Origin of the sequence: Hymenobacter guriensis (assembly GCF_015773195.1) — a bacterium.
GTDB lineage: Bacteria > Bacteroidota > Bacteroidia > Cytophagales > Hymenobacteraceae > Hymenobacter > Hymenobacter guriensis.
Map to the genome: position 1 here is coordinate 271,155 of NZ_JADWYK010000002.1, position 15,723 is coordinate 286,877.

13 protein-coding genes are annotated in these 15,723 nt (G+C 60.5%); 10 read left to right on the forward strand and 3 right to left on the reverse strand.

What is annotated here, in order from left to right; translation table 11 throughout:
• The first annotated feature begins 73 nt into the window (after positions 1 to 73).
• The 5 genes from secDF (at position 74) to I5L79_RS04595 (ending at position 7,249) form a co-directional block, all read left to right on the forward strand.
• On the forward strand, positions 74 to 3,055 hold the full coding sequence (gene secDF, locus I5L79_RS04575) for a protein translocase subunit SecDF (protein WP_196953853.1): 2,982 nt from the start codon (positions 74 to 76) through the stop codon (positions 3,053 to 3,055).
• 191 nt (positions 3,056 to 3,246) lie between these two features.
• Positions 3,247 to 3,843 (forward strand): RNA polymerase sigma factor, encoded by a 597-nt coding sequence (locus tag I5L79_RS04580; RefSeq protein ID WP_317191355.1) that lies wholly within the window; start codon positions 3,247 to 3,249, stop codon positions 3,841 to 3,843.
• Positions 3,818 to 5,368: a porin family protein gene (locus tag I5L79_RS04585; protein WP_196953854.1), complete on the forward strand. Its 1,551-nt coding sequence runs from the start codon at positions 3,818 to 3,820 to the stop codon at positions 5,366 to 5,368. Before I5L79_RS04580 ends, I5L79_RS04585 begins: the two co-directional genes overlap by 26 nt.
• 418 nt (positions 5,369 to 5,786) lie before the next feature.
• Positions 5,787 to 6,344 (forward strand): YceI family protein, encoded by a 558-nt coding sequence (locus I5L79_RS04590; protein WP_231402773.1) that lies wholly within the window; start codon positions 5,787 to 5,789, stop codon positions 6,342 to 6,344.
• A gap of 14 nt (positions 6,345 to 6,358) precedes the next feature.
• Complete coding sequence (locus I5L79_RS04595; protein WP_231402775.1) at positions 6,359 to 7,249, forward strand: DUF5777 family beta-barrel protein; 891 nt, start codon at positions 6,359 to 6,361, stop codon at positions 7,247 to 7,249.
• Positions 7,250 to 7,348: 99 nt separating this feature from the next.
• On the opposite strand, the gene I5L79_RS04600 is transcribed toward I5L79_RS04595, so the two are convergent.
• Positions 7,349 to 7,951 (reverse strand): NifU family protein, encoded by a 603-nt coding sequence (locus I5L79_RS04600; protein ID WP_196953855.1) that lies wholly within the window; start codon positions 7,949 to 7,951, stop codon positions 7,349 to 7,351.
• 210 nt (positions 7,952 to 8,161) lie between these two features.
• Here I5L79_RS04600 and I5L79_RS04605 point away from each other — a divergent pair, with 210 nt between their 5' ends.
• Positions 8,162 to 9,223 (forward strand): OmpA family protein, encoded by a 1,062-nt coding sequence (locus I5L79_RS04605; RefSeq protein WP_196953856.1) that lies wholly within the window; start codon positions 8,162 to 8,164, stop codon positions 9,221 to 9,223.
• Positions 9,224 to 9,235: 12 nt separating this feature from the next.
• On the opposite strand, the gene aroC is transcribed toward I5L79_RS04605, so the two are convergent.
• Together aroC and I5L79_RS04615 are read right to left on the reverse strand one after the other, a co-directional pair.
• Entirely contained in the window at positions 9,236 to 10,315 is a 1,080-nt protein-coding gene (aroC, locus tag I5L79_RS04610; protein ID WP_196953857.1) for a chorismate synthase, read from the reverse strand.
• 75 nt (positions 10,316 to 10,390) lie between these two features.
• On the reverse strand, positions 10,391 to 11,881 hold the full coding sequence (locus tag I5L79_RS04615; RefSeq protein WP_196953858.1) for a BatD family protein: 1,491 nt from the start codon (positions 11,879 to 11,881) through the stop codon (positions 10,391 to 10,393).
• Between the two features lie 280 nt (positions 11,882 to 12,161).
• Here I5L79_RS04615 and I5L79_RS04620 point away from each other — a divergent pair, with 280 nt between their 5' ends.
• From I5L79_RS04620 to I5L79_RS04635, 4 genes are all read left to right on the forward strand, one after another.
• Positions 12,162 to 12,878 carry a ferritin-like domain-containing protein gene (locus I5L79_RS04620; RefSeq protein ID WP_196953859.1) on the forward strand — a complete coding sequence of 239 codons (717 nt, stop codon included), beginning with the start codon at positions 12,162 to 12,164 and terminating at the stop codon, positions 12,876 to 12,878.
• Positions 12,879 to 12,907: 29 nt separating this feature from the next.
• Positions 12,908 to 13,777 (forward strand): ferritin-like domain-containing protein, encoded by an 870-nt coding sequence (locus tag I5L79_RS04625; protein WP_196953860.1) that lies wholly within the window; start codon positions 12,908 to 12,910, stop codon positions 13,775 to 13,777.
• 159 nt (positions 13,778 to 13,936) lie between these two features.
• On the forward strand, positions 13,937 to 14,641 hold the full coding sequence (locus I5L79_RS04630) for a ferritin-like domain-containing protein (protein WP_196953861.1): 705 nt from the start codon (positions 13,937 to 13,939) through the stop codon (positions 14,639 to 14,641).
• A gap of 17 nt (positions 14,642 to 14,658) precedes the next feature.
• Positions 14,659 to 15,558 (forward strand): ferritin-like domain-containing protein, encoded by a 900-nt coding sequence (locus I5L79_RS04635; RefSeq protein WP_196953862.1) that lies wholly within the window; start codon positions 14,659 to 14,661, stop codon positions 15,556 to 15,558.
• Positions 15,559 to 15,723: the final 165 nt, after the last annotated feature.

Genomic DNA, 15,723 nt, shown 5'->3' on the forward strand with positions numbered 1-15,723 from the left:
TGCGCAGTTCTTTAGTCTTAGTAACTCATTCCCCTTCTTCATTCTTGCTTCTCCATTGCCATTTTCCTAGTACATGCGTAATAAAAACCTCATTATCACCCTCACGGTCATCGTTACCGCGTTGTGTGCCTACTTCCTCACGCTCACGTTCATCTCCCGGGGCGTGCAGCAAAAGGCCGTCAACTACGCCACCCGCAGTGGCCGCGTCGACCAGAACCTACGCCAGCACTACCTCGACTCGGTATGGCGCGCCCCCGTATTCGGCCCCCTCACCTACCGCGACGTGCGGGAGAAAGAGCTCGGCCTGGGCCTTGACCTGAAAGGCGGCATGCACGTGACCCTGGAAATTTCGCCAGTGGAGATTGTGCGGGCCATGGCCAACAACTCCAAGGACCCCAAGTTCGTGCAGGCCATGCAAAAGGCCCAGGAGCTGCAGAAAACCAACCCCACTACCCAGTTCACGGCCCTGTTTGCCCAGAGCTTCCGCGAAGTGGCCCCCGGCGACAAGCTGGCCCGCATCTTCGCCAACACCACCAACAAGAGCCGCGGCCTGACCTACAACTCGACTAACGAGCAGGTAATTGCTGCCATCGACAAGGAGGAGGAAGAAGCCATTGACCGCTCCTTCAACATCCTGCGCACCCGCGTCGACAAGTTTGGCGTGAACCAGCCCACTATCCAGCGCGTGAAAGGCACTGGCCGCATCCAGATTGAGCTGCCCGGCGTGGACAACCCCGAGCGGGTGCGCAAGCTGCTGCAGGGTCAGGCCAAGCTGGAGTTCTGGGAAGTGTGGCGCACCGACGAGTTTGCTCCCTATTTCAACCAGCTGAATGAAGTGCTGACGGCCCAGGAAGCCGCCGGCAAAGCGACCGGCACCGCCGCCGCTACCACCGATACTGCTGCCACGGCCACCGCCGCTGGCGACTCTACCTCCCTGGCCGCCCAACTCGCCAAGAAGAAGGATGCGGCTAAAGCTGATTCCGCTAACCCTGCCCAAAGCAGCCAGTTGGCCCGTCTGTTCACCATGCCTGGTGGCCTGGGTGCCAACCTGCGCGACACGGCCCGCGTGAATGCCCTGCTGCATAGCCCGGAAGTACGCGCCGTACTGCCTCCCAACCTGACGCTGCTGTGGGACGTGAAGCCCACTACCATCGACGGCCAGGAATACCTGCAGCTGAACGCCATCCGCAAAACCCGCGAAGGCGTGGCCCCCATGGGTGGCGACGTGGTATCGGATGCCCGCCAGGACTACGACCAGGGCGGCCGCCCCGAGGTATCCATGCAGATGAACCCGGCCGGCGCCCGCAAGTGGCAGCGCCTCACGGCCAGCAACATTGGCCGCCAGGTAGCCATTGTGCTTGACGATTATGTGTACTCCGCGCCGGTGGTGCAGTCGGAAATTGCCGGCGGCAACTCCAGCATTTCGGGCAACTTCAGCATTGAAGAAGCGCAGGATCTGGCCAACGTACTGAAAGCTGGTAAGCTGCCCGCACCTACGCGCATCGTGGAAGAAGCCGTAGTTGGTCCTTCGCTCGGCCAGGAAGCCATCAACCAAGGTCTGTACTCTACACTGGCTGGCCTGGTTATCATCATGATCTTCATGGCCGTGTACTACGGTCGTGCCGGTCTGGTAGCCGATGCCTCGCTGCTTTTCAACATGTTCCTGGTAATGGGCGTACTGGCGCAGTTTGGCACGGCCCTCACGCTGCCCGGTATTGCTGGTCTGCTGCTGGTTATTGCCGCCTCGGTGGATGCCAACGTGCTGATCTTCGAGCGGATCCGGGAAGAGTTGAACCACGGTCTGCAGCTTAAGGATGCCATCAACAAAGGCTACTCGCGCGCTTTCTCGGCCATTTTCGACTCCAACGTTACCACGCTCATTATTGCCATCATCCTGGGCTTCTTCGGTACGGGCCCGGTGCAGAACTTCGCCATCACGCTGGGCATCGGGGTGTTTACCTCCTTCCTGTCGGCGGTGTACGTATCGCGCCTGATCATCGAGTTCCTGACCAAAGACAAGGAAAACAGCAAGATTCAGTTCTCCACGGCGCTGTCGCGCAACCTGTTCCAGAACCTGAACTTCGACATCGTGGGCAAGCGCAAGCTGGCTTACATCGGCTCCACTATTTTCATCGTCATTGGCTTTGTGCTGATGGCCGTGCAGGGTGGCCCCAACCTGGGCGTTGACTTCCGCGGCGGCCGCTCCTACGTGGTCGACTTCAGCAAGAACGTGGCCGCCGACGAAGTACGCACGGCCCTACTCGAAAACTTTAGCGGTGCAGGTACGGAAGTAAAAACCTACGGCGCCAACAACCGCCTGCGCATCACCACCGGCTACCTGGCCGATGACGAAAGCCTGGTAGCTGACCAGAAAGTACGCACCGCCCTCGACCAGGGTCTGCAAAAGTTCAGCGCGGCCACGCCGGAAGTAAAGAGCACCTCCAAAGTAGGTGCTACCATTGCCGACGATATCAAGAAAACCTCGGTGCTGAGCCTGGGCCTGACGCTGCTGGGCATCTTCGTATACGTGCTGCTGCGCTTCGAGAAGTGGCAGTACTCGATGGCCGCCGTAATTGCCCTGTTCCACGATGCGCTGCTGGTTATTGCCGCCTACCCCATTGCCCGTCTGTTCGGCCTGAACTACGAAATGGACCAGATCTTCGTGGCGGCCGTGCTCACCATCATTGGCTTCTCCATGAACGATACGGTGGTTATCTACGACCGAATCCGGGAATACCTGCGCGAAAACAAGCACCTCACCTTCGCCCAGGTAGCCAACCCGGCCCTGAACAGCACGTTCTCCCGCACCATGATTACGTTTACCACAGTGTTCCTGGTAGTGGCGGTGCTGTTCTTCTTCGGCGGCGAAACCCTGCGTTCCTTCTCCTTCGCCATGATGATTGGCATGGTGTTTGGCACGTACTCGTCGCTGTTCATTGCTACGCCCATCATCCTGGATACCTACGGCCGCAAGGAGGCCCGTGAGCGGGGCGTGGACCATACTACTACCATCACCGATACCGATGCTCCCAAGCTGAACACGACGCACGCGTAAGCGGCCCTCAGCGCTTATCGTCAAAGCCCCGGCTACCTGGCCGGGGCTTTTTCTGTGTCTTTGCACAAACGCTGCATGTATTTCTGGCGCTTTATCAGCCTCTTAGCTAATTTAAGCATCTTTTTTATGGGCGTAAGGCAACCCGGCTCTACCCCACCGCCGAGTAGGCTATACACAACAACCCTGCGCCCGTGCCGCCCCAACCCGAACATGACTCTGCGCTGCTGCTGGCTTTGCTGGCCGGGTGCCGCCGCATGGACCGGGAATGCCAGCGGCGGGTGTACCTGCTCTACTACAGCTACGCCCTGAGCGTGTGCCTGCGCTATGCCCGCCACCGCGAAGAGGCTCTGGAGGTAGTAAACGACGGGTTTCTGAAAGTGTACCGTGACGTAGTGCGCTTCGACCCAGCCCGCCAGGAAATCAACACCTCGTTTCGGGCGTGGCTGCGCAAAATCATGGTGCATACGGCCATCGACCATTACCGCGCCCAGCTCCGCCACCAGACACAGGAGCTGCCGGAACACGCTTACGAACACGCCGATGGCAGCGCCGGAGCCCTGGATACACTGGCCTACGAGGAGCTGGTGGCTTTAATTCAACGCTTGTCGCCGGCGTACCGCACCGTCTTCAACCTGTATGTGCTGGATGGCTTCACGCACGAGGAAATTGCCGGGCAACTGGGTATTTCGGTAGGCGCGTCAAAGTCGAACCTCTCGAAGGCGCGGGGTCATTTAAAGGAAATGCTAAAGAAAATCAACCACCATGCCTACGCCGAATCTGTCAGATGAGGAGCTAGATGCTCTGTTTCGGCGCGCTACCGAGGCTTTTCCCGAAGAGGATGGCACGGCGACGTGGCAGGGCATGGAGCGCCACCTCGACACGCTGGCCCAGCAACACGGCGCTTACCGCCAGGTACTGCGGTGGTTTGCCGCCGAAATTGCGACAGTGGCCGTGCTGTTGCTGCTGTGGTTTACGTATGCGCCCGCGCTCCTGGGTTCCGCCCCATCGGTGGCCGCTCCGTCCCGGGCCCGCGCCGCAACGCCGGGTTCCGGTCACCAGTTGGCTTCCGGCCCGGCTTCTGCGTCTCATTCAACGAAAGCCAGCCAGCATCCTGCCTCCGATGCTTTAGGGCCTAAAGCCAGAGTTCCAGCCGCTATAGCCTCCGCCACAGCGGCAGAGGCAACGGCCCAGAAGGGCCAGCAGCAGCCGGGCCGTCTTGCTCGGGTGCGGCTGGCCTGGGTACCGTCACCGCCAAACCGCCAGCGGCCTTCTATTTCCAACTCGGATCCGGGCCTTGTTGGCGTTGCTGCTTCAGATGGGGAAACCGTGGTTCCAGGGGCCGTTCTGGTGGCTGTGGCCGAAAAGGGAAATGAGCTGCCCAAAACCACAACAGCCGAAAAATCCGCCGTTTCTGCGCCTGCCAGCCGGCTTGCCTCGGAGCTAACGATAATCAACCCTACCGCGCAAACCACCGAGAAGCAGGCTACGCCGCTCTCATTACCCAGCGCCCGGGCTGCCAATGCTGGCACTCCATTGGTTGCTACGCTGGCCGACTCTTCGGCTCATCTGAATACAACGCCGGAGCTGCTCTCACCACCTGATTCCGCCAGGGCTCCGGCTCCGGCTCCAGTGGCCCCGGAACCAGCAGTTGCCGCCGCCCCGGCCGACTCCTCGCAACCTAGGAAAAAGCAGCGCCCCGCGTACCGACTGGGAGTGTTGCTGCAGTATGCGCCGGAGGTAAGCACAGTGCGCTTTTCGCCCGTCACCAAAACCGGCAGCAACGTGGGCGGGCAGCTGGAGTACTTCTTCACCGAGCGCCTGAGCCTGAACGTGGGCATGCTGCGGGCCATGAAGCGCTACGAGGCCCGGGGCTCCGATTACCACGCCCGCCCGGCGTACCTGCCGTCATATGTGGCCATTGACGAGGTAGACGCCGCCTGCCGCATGGTAGACATTCCGCTGAATGTGCGCTATGCCCTGCGCGTACAGCCGCGCTATCAGCTGTTTGCCAGCGCGGGCTTGTCGTCGTTGCTGATGCGGGACGAACAGTACCTGTATTACTATAACTACTACAACCGTCCGGTGCAGCGCGAGTGGCGGGTGCAGAAAGGCAGCAACCACTGGCTAAGCGTCGTCAACCTCTCGGTGGGCTACGAGCGGCAGGTGGCAGCCCGCTGGGGACTGCGGGCCGAGCCTTTCGTAAAAATTCCCTTAGGCGGTGTAGGCGCCGGGCAGGTTCGCCTAAGTAGCGCGGGCGTATTTTTTGGGGCGCAGTACCGGCTGCTGAAACCAACCGCATTAGCCTCACATTAGTGCATTCTCTTCCGCCTTTCCTATTACCTACTATGAAATTTCAGTTTCGGCCATACTGGCTAGCCCTAAGCTTGCTCCTGCCTGCCTGCGCTTATGAGAATGCTCAAGAGCTGCTGCCTCAGCCCGCCTGCGACGTTTCGGCTGTGACCTACCGATTAACCATACAGCCATTGCTCCAGGAGCATTGCTACTCCTGCCATAGCAGCACTCACACAGAAGGGAATACAGCCCTTGACAACCTGGCTGATGTACAGCATTATGCGGGGCATGGTGCCCTGCTGGGCGTGCTCACACCCGGGTCTGGATACCCGGCCATGCCCCAGAACGGGCCCGCTTTAGACCCCTGCGAGGTGGCTGCCATCAGGGCGTGGGTAGCGGCTGGTTCTCCTGATAATTAACCCTTGTGAGCTGCTTCCCGATGAAACCTTTCTGGCTGCTTTTGAGCCTGCTCCTGAGTACTGCTTCCAGTGCTTTGGCTCAGGGCAAATACCTTACCCGCACGGGCCGCATAAGTTTCTTTTCCTCGGCTCCGCTGGAGGACATTGAAGCCCACAACGAGCAGGTGGCGGCCGTATTTGATCTGCAAACCGGGCAGCTGGCCTTCACGGTACCGATGCGGGCGTTTGTGTTTCGCAACGGCCTGATGCAGGAGCACTTCAACGAAAACTACGTGGAGTCGGAAAAGTACCCGCGGGCCACGTTTGCCGGGCAGCTGGCCGGCTGGTCGGCTGCGGAAACCCTGGCCCCGGGCACTACTCGCAATGTGACGGTGGAGGGCGACCTGACGATTCATGGTGTGAAGCGCCGCGTGCGCGTGCCGGGCACCCTGGCGTTGCGCGGCAACGCACTGGCCGTCAACGCAAAGTTTGTGGTAGCGCCCGCCGATTATCAGATTGAGATTCCGCTGCTGGTGCGCGAGCATATTGCCAAAACAGTCACCATCACGGTTGCCCTCACCTGTCCGCCCCAACCTTAACCTTGCTGCCAGTCATGCTCTTCAGGCATTCTATTTTTCGCCGGCTGCTCGCCGCGGCCGGCTTCCTGCTACTGACCTTCCCGGCCCTGGCCCAAGACGACCTGCTGCAGCAGCTCAGCGCCGCCCAGGACAGCGCCCGGGTGCCCGAGCCCGTTGCGGCCACTTTCAAAGGAGTGCGCGTAAGTAACGGCCACTCCATCGAAACGCCGGGGCAGGGTGTGCTGCTGTTTTTGATTTCGCACCGCTTTGGTACGCTCAACAGCGGCGCGTATAATTTCTTTGGGCTCGATCAGGCCACCATCCGGCTGGGGCTGGAGTACGGCCTCAACGACCGGCTGGCCGTGGGCATCGGGCGCAGCTCCCTGGAGAAAACCTACGACGGCTTTGTGAAATACCGCCTGCTCCGCCAAGCACCAGCCCACATGCCGGTTTCGGTTACGCTGCTTGGAACTACGGCGCTTACGACGTTGCGCTTTGGCAATGAGCGGCCTTTCCGCACCCGCCTCACCTATACCTACCAAGCTTTGCTGGCCCGCAAATTCAGTCCTGGCCTTTCCCTGCAGCTCATGCCCACGCTGGTACACCGCAACTTCGTAGCCACGGAGCGCGACGACAATGACGTACTGGCCCTGGGCGTGGCTGGCCGCCAGAAGCTCAGCAAGCGCGTGGCCCTCACCCTGGAGTACTACTACCTGCTGCCCGGCCCCACTGCCGACGACTTTCGTAACTCCCTGGCCGTGGGCTTCGACATCGAAACCGGCGGCCACGTGTTTCAACTGCACTTCACCAACTCGCAGGGCATGATCGAAAAATTCTTTGTGACCGAAACTCGAGGGAATTTCTTTGACGGTGACATTTATTTCGGCTTCAACGTTTCCCGGGCCTTCAGTGTAAAAAGGAAGTAACCGATTGGTGTCCTGCCAACGGCAGAGCAACCGAGAAGCCATAAAACAAGCAAGCCCGATTCGCAGGAACCGGGCTTGCTTGTTTTAGAACAGCAGGCATTACACCGTAATGCCTTCGGCTACTACTTCGGTTACTTCAGGCACCATGCGCTTGAGCAGGTTTTCGATGCCGGATTTCAGCGTGACGGTGGCCGAAGGGCAGCCCGAGCACGAGCCTTGCAGGTTTACCGTTACCACACCGGCGTTGTAGCTTTTGAACGTGATGTTGCCCCCGTCCTGCTCCACGGCGGGGCGCACGTAGTTGTCAAGCAGGTCAATGATTTTCTGGCTGGTTTGCTGGTCCTGTTCCGAGGCGTTGCCGGTGGCGGCGGCCGTTTGGGCGGCTTTCTGCTCAGCGGCGGGGTCTACAGTGAAGATGGGGCCGCCCGCTTCTACGTACGACTTCAGGAACGTGCGGATTTCAGGAATCAGCTGCGTCCACTGGTGGTCGGTGGTTTTGGTGACGGTCACGAAGTTCTGGGCAATAAACACCCGGCCTACGTAATCGAAGTTGAACAACTCCTGGGCCAGCGGCGAGTTGGCGGCGGCCTCCAGGTTGGGGTAATCCACGCTCACGCCATCGGTGAGCAGCTGCTGATTCAGCACGAACTTCATGCTCTCCGGGTTGGGCGAAGCTTCGGCGTAGATGGAAATGGTAGACATATCGGGCAAAAGAAAATGACGGAGAAAGCAAAAACTTCGGGGCAGCCAAGTGCTAACCGGCCGCTGCTGCCCACACAACAGCGCAGGCCCCCGATAGGTTACAAAGGTAGCAGAATGTGGTCAGCCTGTAGACGGAAATACGGGTTGGCGGGTATAGGGCGACGCAGGCAGTGCCGGTAGCTTTGCTACCTCACCATCGGTCGGTTTTCCATGTTTTCCCGCTTGTTTCTGCTGCTAGCGTGCGGTTGGTTTGCCCATCTGGCGCCCGCCCAAACGTTGGTGCCCCGCCTGATCCTGGAGGAAGATTTTCAGGACAACCATCGTAACTGGCCCACCGGCCTCATCAACAACGCCGAGTATAAGGTGCGGCGTGGGGAGTATGTGGCCAAGGCGCGCGGCAACGAAAACAACACCAGCGTGGCCCTGCTGTTTATCCCGGAACTGGAAAAAAGCCAGAACTTCATCATTGAGGCCGAGCTGAGCACTACCTCGGCAGGCTGCCTGGCCTGGGGTTCCGGCAGCCGCGACAACATGCGCCTGTTCGGTACCATGAGCGAGCATCGGTTTGCCGTGTGCGGCTGGCGCGGGGGGAAATTCTTCTCCACGAACGGCGACAATGCTTATTCGGCCGCCGTGGGTCGTCAAACCAGCTGGCACACCATGCGGATAGAATGCCGCGGCCCGCAGGTGCAGTACTTCGTGAACGGGACGCGGGTATGGGAGCAGCAACTCACGCGGATGCTGGGGCATGGCCTGGGGCTGGAAACCAACCTGGGCGCCGAAGCCAGCCTGCGCCACCTGCGCGTTTGGCTGCTGGAACCGGAGCCAGAGCCCGTCGCAGCGCCCGTCACGCCGGAACCCAAACCAACTCCGGTAGCTTCTTCCGAAGCCACCGACGCAGCCGCAGCCCTGGCCACTCCCCTGCGTGCGGGGCAGCGGCTGGCCCTTCGCAACGTATTTTTTGTGCAGGGAAAACCCGAGTTGCTAGGCACTTCTAAACCCGAGCTGGCGCGACTGGCCAAAGCCCTCAACGACCAGCCCGCGCTGCGCATCCGGCTGGAAGGACACACCGACAACCAAGGCCCCGAGGAGAAAAATCAGCTGCTGAGTGAGCAGCGGGCGCAAGCCATTCAAGCCTTTTTGGTGAAGTACGGGGTGGCCGCCACCCGGCTGGAAACCACTGGCTACGGCTCCTCCCGCCCGGTAGCGGCCAACGACACTGAAACTAACCGCCGGCGCAACCGGCGTGTCGAGTTCGTAATTCTGGATTAGACTTAAGGTGAGCTACACCCGGTTGGCGCGGGCGCGTAGCAGCATGTCCGCCAGCACCAGGTTGGCCATGGCATCCACGATGGGCACGGCGCGGGGCAGTACGCAGGGGTCGTGGCGGCCCTTGCCGGCCAGGGCAATGGCCTCGCCTTGGTCATTGATGGTGGCCTGACTTTGCAGAATGGTCGCCACGGGCTTGAAGGCCACGCGGAAGTAAATATCCTGGCCGTTGCTGATGCCGCCCTGAATGCCCCCCGAGTGGTTGGTACGGGTGCGCACCTGGCCGGCCTCGTCGGTATAGAAGGCATCGTTGTGCTCCGAGCCAAACAGCAGCGTGCCCTCGAAGCCCGAGCCGTACTCGAAGCCCTTCACGGCGTTGATGCTCAGCATGGCTTTGCCCAACTCGGCGTGCAGTTTATCAAACACCGGCTCGCCCAGGCCGGCGGGCACCCCGCGCACTACGCCCGTTACCACGCCGCCCACGGTGTCGTGCCGGTCGCGGGTCTGGCGGATAAGGTCGGCCATACGCTCGGCGGTTTCGGGGTGGGGGCAGCGCACCATGTTCGAGTCGATAAGGCTCATATCCAGCTCCTCGTAGCCTACGGGCACTTTCACGGCCCCTACCTGCGACACGTAGCTCTGCACCTGAATGCCGTGCTGGCGCAGGAAGGCCGCAGCCACGGCGCCAGCGGCTACGCGGGCCGCCGTTTCACGGGCCGAGCTACGCCCGCCGCCCCGGTAGTCGCGCCGGCCGTACTTCTGGTCGTAGGTGTAGTCGGCGTGGGAGGGGCGGTAGGCGTGCTGGATGTGGGTGTAGTCGTGGCTGCGCTGGTCCTGGTTGCGAATGAGCAAGCTCAACGGTGTACCCGTGGTGTAACCCTCAAACCAACCCGCCAGCACTTCTACCTGGTCGGCTTCCTGGCGTGGGGTGGTCAGCTCGCTCTGGCCGGGCCGCCGCCGGTCCAGGGCCAACTGAATTTCCGAAGCTTCTACTGCCAGTCCTGCAGGGCAGCCATCAATGATAACGCCGATACCCGGCCCATGCGACTCTCCAAACGTGGTGATGCGGAACAGCCGCCCAAACGTGTTGCTCATTTCCCAAAACGGCCTTCCCGGCCCCGGCTTAGTTGAAACGGAGCTACGCTGGCAGCCCGGGCCGCAAGCTACGGCTTACGCGCCGGTATTGCCACGCCACCACCCAAAAGCCGCCAGCGCCAGCAGCCCCACCAGCAGATAGTTGGCGTAGCGGCGCACATCAACCGGGGCCGTAATCGGCTGCAACTGGTTGTCGGAGTTGAAAAGGCGGCTCTGGTAGTAGGGGTCGGTGGTGCGGGCGCTGATGGCAGTCGGGCGGGCAGCGCCTTTCACGTCTACCGTCAGGCTGGAGCGCAGCACCTGGTACCGGCGGGTGGCGGGGTCGAATACGGCTACGGAAAACAAGCTGTCCAGCGGCAGCCGGCCAGGTTTCTGAGCCACCACGCGGTAGCGGAAGGTTTTGTAGCCGCCCACCCGCCCGCTGGCGCGCGTCACCTCCTGGTGCACTTCCGGCCCGTACACCTCCACACCGGCCCGCACCGGTGCGGGCGGCGGATTCACGGCCGATAAATTGCCTTCGCCTTCCAGCCGCAGCGTGTAGGTAAAGGCCTGCCCCGTCCGGAAGCTGGTACGGTCGATTGATTCCAGCAGCCGGTAAGAGCCCACCACGGCCAGGTCACGCAGCGGATGCGGGGGCAGGGGCCGCACGGCTACCGTGCGGGGCAGCGAAACGAAGGTTTTCAGCCCGGTCATCCGGTTGTCGAGGGTGGGGTCGGACTTTTTCGGGAGCTTGTACTTAATCATCTGCAGATCCACGGCCGGCCACTCCAGGGCGCGGGGTGTAAGCGGGTAGTATACGGCCTCGTACAAGTGGTACCGCAGATACGGCTTACCACCCACGGTGGTAGACTCCGGCAGCACTTCCTGCTCATCGGAAGGCTCTACCCACACGGCTGGCTGCTGCAGGCGGCGCAGAATACGCGGCAGCTGCCCCCCGAAATCGTAGAAATCCAGCAGGCCCTGGTCGGCGGGGGTGAGGTAGAAATAGAGCCCCATGTGCACCGGCTCCCCCACAAATACACTGCTTTTATCGGGCACCACGGCCAGAAAAGCATTGTCGCGAGGCTCCACAAACTCCTGGGGCTTCTGCTTGCCAAACAGCTGGTCGAGCAGGCCGATGCCGGGCGCCGCCGTGGGTGGGGCAGTGGTGGCGGCCACCTGAGGCAGCACCTTCAGCGTGGCTCCGGCCAGGCGGGCCTGCTGCCCGTTCACCGTCATCGTAACGACGGGCAGCACAAACTCACCCTCTTTGTAGGCGGCGTAGCGCTGGGTAATGGTCAGTTCGGTGGAAGACTTGCCCTCCACGATGCGCGTGGTAGTCGTGCTGGACTTACCGCTTTTCTTGAAGCCTTCGATATCCGGGAAAGCCGAGTAGCGTTCTAGCGGCGCCCCGGTCAGCTGAAAGCTCAGCGTAAAGTACTCGTTAACCGGAAACGTGGCCGGGCCCATCAGTAGCCTGACCTGGCCCTGCTGCGCGGGAACGGTAACAGTTGGCTGAGCCTGAGCACTTAGCAGCAGCCCCTGCAACAAGCCAAGCCACATTACCCAACGAAAAAAAAAGTGCATGCGCCGAGGAAAACAGTGCGGTTGTTTAAAGCTACGTAAAAACCTGCCATCATGCGAAAAGCAAGCTTTGCGGGTAGCTCAACTGTATATCGGATAAGTTATATACAATCTAGTAACGACAAAATATTATAGCCATAGCAATCTACTTTTCCAAACACGCCGTATGTGAGGTCAGATTCGGCTTTTTCCGGGTTTTTATTAGCCGTTTCCCAGCTTTTGGGGCTTGGCTGGCTCGGTGTTGCCCAGACTCTCCATTCCCTCACTCAACTTTTTTTATTCCATGTCCAACCTCCTCAAAAAAGAAGGCGAAGAAGCGGATCTGAGCACGCCGCTGCTAGTGCCCATCAAGCGCCGTTCGTTTTTTATGTACGCCGGTGCTACGGCGGGTGCTACGGCTCTGCTGCTCTCGGGCTGCGACGATGACAACGAAGATGATAAAACCCCAGCCGCCGGCACAGTAAGCTTAGGTATGGGTGATATTGGCGTACTTAACTACGCTTATGCTCTTGAACAGCTGGAAGCTGCTTTCTACGCCCAGGTAATCGCCACGCCTTACGCTAACATGTCGGCGGATGAAAAGACAGCCCTGACGGCTATTGCCAAGCACGAGGCCATTCACCGCGACTTTTTCAAGGCCGCTATCCCTGAAGCGTCGCGTATTCCGGGCCTCAACCCCGATTTCTCGTCTATCACCTTCACCAGCCGCGACTCGGTGCTGGGGGCCGCCAAAACATTTGAGGATCTGGGCGTGGCCGCCTACAACGGAGCCGGCCGTCTGATCCAGGATCCGAAGTACCTGCTGCTGGCAGGCAAAATTGTCTCGGTGGAAGCTCGCCACGCGGCTTATATCCGCGACCTGATTACCCCCGGCAGCTTCTCGGGCAGTGATGTGGTAGACGCCAATGGTCTGGACCAGGCGCTGCCGGTTTCCACCGTACTGGCTGCTGCCCAGAAATACATCAAAGAAACCATCAACGGCGACAACGTAGGTAAGTAGCCTTCTCCCACTCTCAATTTCCTTTTGATATGAATTTGTTCAATATAATCTCGGAGCTGGAGAAGGTCGACCCTGAAATCATGGACCGCCTCTCCCACCGTCGTAGCGCCCTCTCGGCGCTTGGCTCGCTGGGCAAGAAAATGGCGCTGGCCGCCGCACCAATTGCTATCGGCTCGGCTTTCAACAAGGTTCTTGGTCAGAACAACTTGGCTGACACAACGGCGGTGCTGAACTACGCGCTACTGCTGGAGCGGCTGGAGTACAGCTTCTACGATCAGGCCCTGAAAGCTGCCACGCTCACCCCTACCCTCACGGGCGCTGCCCGCACGGCCATCGAAACCATCCGTGGCCACGAGCAGGCCCACGTGAACCTGCTGAAGACTGCCCTGGGTGCTGCGGCGGCCCCTGAGCCCGCCAACGGCTTCGACTTCGGCGGCGCATTTGCTACCTACCCCACGTTCCTCACGTTCGCGCAGGCGTTTGAAGACACCGGCGTGCGGGCCTACAAAGGTCAGGCCGGCAACATTCCGCGCGACTTTAGCCCGACCGTGGGCGGAGCTACCGTAAACGTGCTAACCGTAGCCCTGCAGATTCACTCGGTGGAGGCTCGGCACGCAGCTCACATCCGCTACATGCGTCGGGGCGCAGCTGCCGGGGCGCAGGCCAACATCATGCCTTGGATTGTAGGCAAGGAGTCGAATGGGGCACCGGCCGCGGTATATGGCGCCGGCAACCCGGTAGCTACTTTCCCGGCTGAAGACAACATCATGCAGGCTACCCTGACGCTGACTACCGGCCTGGGTGCTACCTACTCGGCCGAAGATGTCAGCGCGGCTTTCGACGAAGCCCTGGACAACACCACGGTTACCAACATTGCCAAATCGGTGGTAACGTTCTAGCTGACTGCTGAATCGTTGTTGAATTATGTAAAGGCGCCTCCTGTTGCAGGGGGCGCCTTTTGCATGCAACCCTACCGTGCCTTTCGTGCATCCCGACATAAGAGCCTATCTTTGTTTGACAACCGGCCTCACGCCTGCGCGCCCAGGCCTACTTTTCTTATGCCGAATTCTTTCTCAGCTTTTGACCGTCCTTTGCGGCGGCGTTCGTTTTTCCGGGTGGCAGGTGCTGCCGCCGCGGCTTCCACCTTGCTTTTAAGCGGCTGCGACGACTCAGGCACTACCACCTCCAACCCCGACCCGGTACTGACCCTGGGCAGCGCCGATGCCGGCCTGCTCAACTATGCCTACGTGCTGGAACAGCTGGAAACCGCTTTTTACAAGCGGGTGCTGGACACGCCGCCCGCTGACCTGAGCGCCGAAGACAAGGACCTGCTCACCCAGATCTACCAGCACGAAATAGTACACCGGGAGTTCTTGCTCAAGGCCCTGCAAACGGCGAGTGCCACGCCGCTCAACACGGTGGAATTCTCTTTCACGTCACTTACTCTGACCACGCGGGCCGGCGTGCTGACCGCGGCGCGTATGTTCGAAGACTTGGTTGTAGCCGCCTACAACGGTGCGGCCAAGCTGTTTGCCGACGCCACGTACCTGCTGCTGCTGGGCAAGATTGTGTCCGTAGAAGCACGGCACGCGGCGCTGCTGCACGACCTGCTGCAGCCCGGCTCATTTGCCGACGCTACGGTGGTGGATGCGTCGGGTGCTTTTGCGGGCCTGGAGCGCAGTCTTACTGTGTCTGAGGTCATTACGGAGGTCAATAAATTCCTGGTTATCAAGATTTCAGCCGCTGGCCTGCCCACTTCCTGATTCGGAGCTTCTTCTTTATGAATTTTCTTCAGCTTCTGGCCGACCTGGCCCAGACAAACCCTGCAGTCTATACCCAAGCCAGCCAGCGCCGCGCTATGCTTCGGCAGCTCAGCCAAGCCGGGGTGCGCGTAGCGGCCACGGCGCTGCCTTTAGCTGGCCTGCTAGCCAGTCCGGCCAAGGCCGGTATTCACGAAAACCTGCTCGACTCCCTCACGCTGGCCCTTACGCTCGAGTACCTCGAAAGTGACTTTTACCGCACGGCCCTGGGCTTGCTGGCTCAGCCCGACGGCAGCCTGGTTTCTGCTGGCTTTGTGCCGGCCGATGTACGCGCCGACATTGAAACCCTGCAGCAGCACGAAGAGCAGCACGTGCAGTTTCTGACGACTGCCCTGCAAAACTCCGGCGTAGCCGTGCCCGCCCGCCCGCGCTTCGATTTCACGGGCAGCCACAACGGTACTACTCCGGCCCTGTTCCCGGATGTTTTCAGCAACTTCGACACGTTCTTGCGGGTAGCGCAAACGCTCGAAGATGCCGGCGTTCGGGCCTACAAAGGCCAGGCTATATTTCTCAGCGGCGACAACGCGCTGCTGGAGGCCGCCTTCCGCATTCATTCCGTGGAAGCCCGCCATGCCTCACACATCCGGCGGCTGCGGCGCCTCCGCCAGTCGGGCACGGGCGAGGCCATCCGCAACTGGGTAGGCCCCGGCCTGAGCGGCAGCCCGGCTGCCCCGGCTACCGATGCCGCTTACGTGGATGAAGGAGCCATTACGCAGCCGCTTCCCACGGCCATCATCCGGCTCGATGAGCTGGCCATCGGCTCCGACACCGACCGCGCCCTGCGCTCAGCCCAGGAAGCTTTCGACGAGCCTCTGAGCACGGCCCAAAGCACGGCGCTGGCCAACCTGTTCATCTATTAATCGAGAACAGCAATCATCAGCTAACCCACCTCAATTGGCCGCCAACGAAAGCAGAATCTGCCCGTTGGCGGCCATTATTTTTCGGTACTGGAAGAGGCTTTATCCGCATCGGAACCCGCTCATGTACAAGACTATGGCAGTACTTGTATTTGTCTATACATAGTC

Bases quoted from the DNA above. Each gene is read 5' to 3' on its own strand.
- I5L79_RS04585 (WP_196953854.1), top strand. From the start codon at position 3,818: ATGCCTACGCCGAATCTGTCAGATGAGGAGCTAGATGCTCTGTTTCGG.
- I5L79_RS04630 (WP_196953861.1), top strand. From the start codon at position 13,937: ATGCCGAATTCTTTCTCAGCTTTTGACCGTCCTTTGCGGCGGCGTTCG.
- aroC (WP_196953857.1), bottom strand. From the start codon at position 10,315: ATGAGCAACACGTTTGGGCGGCTGTTCCGCATCACCACGTTTGGAGAG.
- I5L79_RS04625 (WP_196953860.1), top strand. From the start codon at position 12,908: ATGAATTTGTTCAATATAATCTCGGAGCTGGAGAAGGTCGACCCTGAA.
- I5L79_RS04635 (WP_196953862.1), top strand. From the start codon at position 14,659: ATGAATTTTCTTCAGCTTCTGGCCGACCTGGCCCAGACAAACCCTGCA.
- secDF (WP_196953853.1), top strand. From the start codon at position 74: ATGCGTAATAAAAACCTCATTATCACCCTCACGGTCATCGTTACCGCG.
- I5L79_RS04615 (WP_196953858.1), bottom strand. From the start codon at position 11,881: ATGCACTTTTTTTTTCGTTGGGTAATGTGGCTTGGCTTGTTGCAGGGG.
- I5L79_RS04595 (WP_231402775.1), top strand. From the start codon at position 6,359: ATGCTCTTCAGGCATTCTATTTTTCGCCGGCTGCTCGCCGCGGCCGGC.
- I5L79_RS04620 (WP_196953859.1), top strand. From the start codon at position 12,162: ATGTCCAACCTCCTCAAAAAAGAAGGCGAAGAAGCGGATCTGAGCACG.
- I5L79_RS04605 (WP_196953856.1), top strand. From the start codon at position 8,162: ATGTTTTCCCGCTTGTTTCTGCTGCTAGCGTGCGGTTGGTTTGCCCAT.
- I5L79_RS04600 (WP_196953855.1), bottom strand. From the start codon at position 7,951: ATGTCTACCATTTCCATCTACGCCGAAGCTTCGCCCAACCCGGAGAGC.
- I5L79_RS04590 (WP_231402773.1), top strand. From the start codon at position 5,787: ATGAAACCTTTCTGGCTGCTTTTGAGCCTGCTCCTGAGTACTGCTTCC.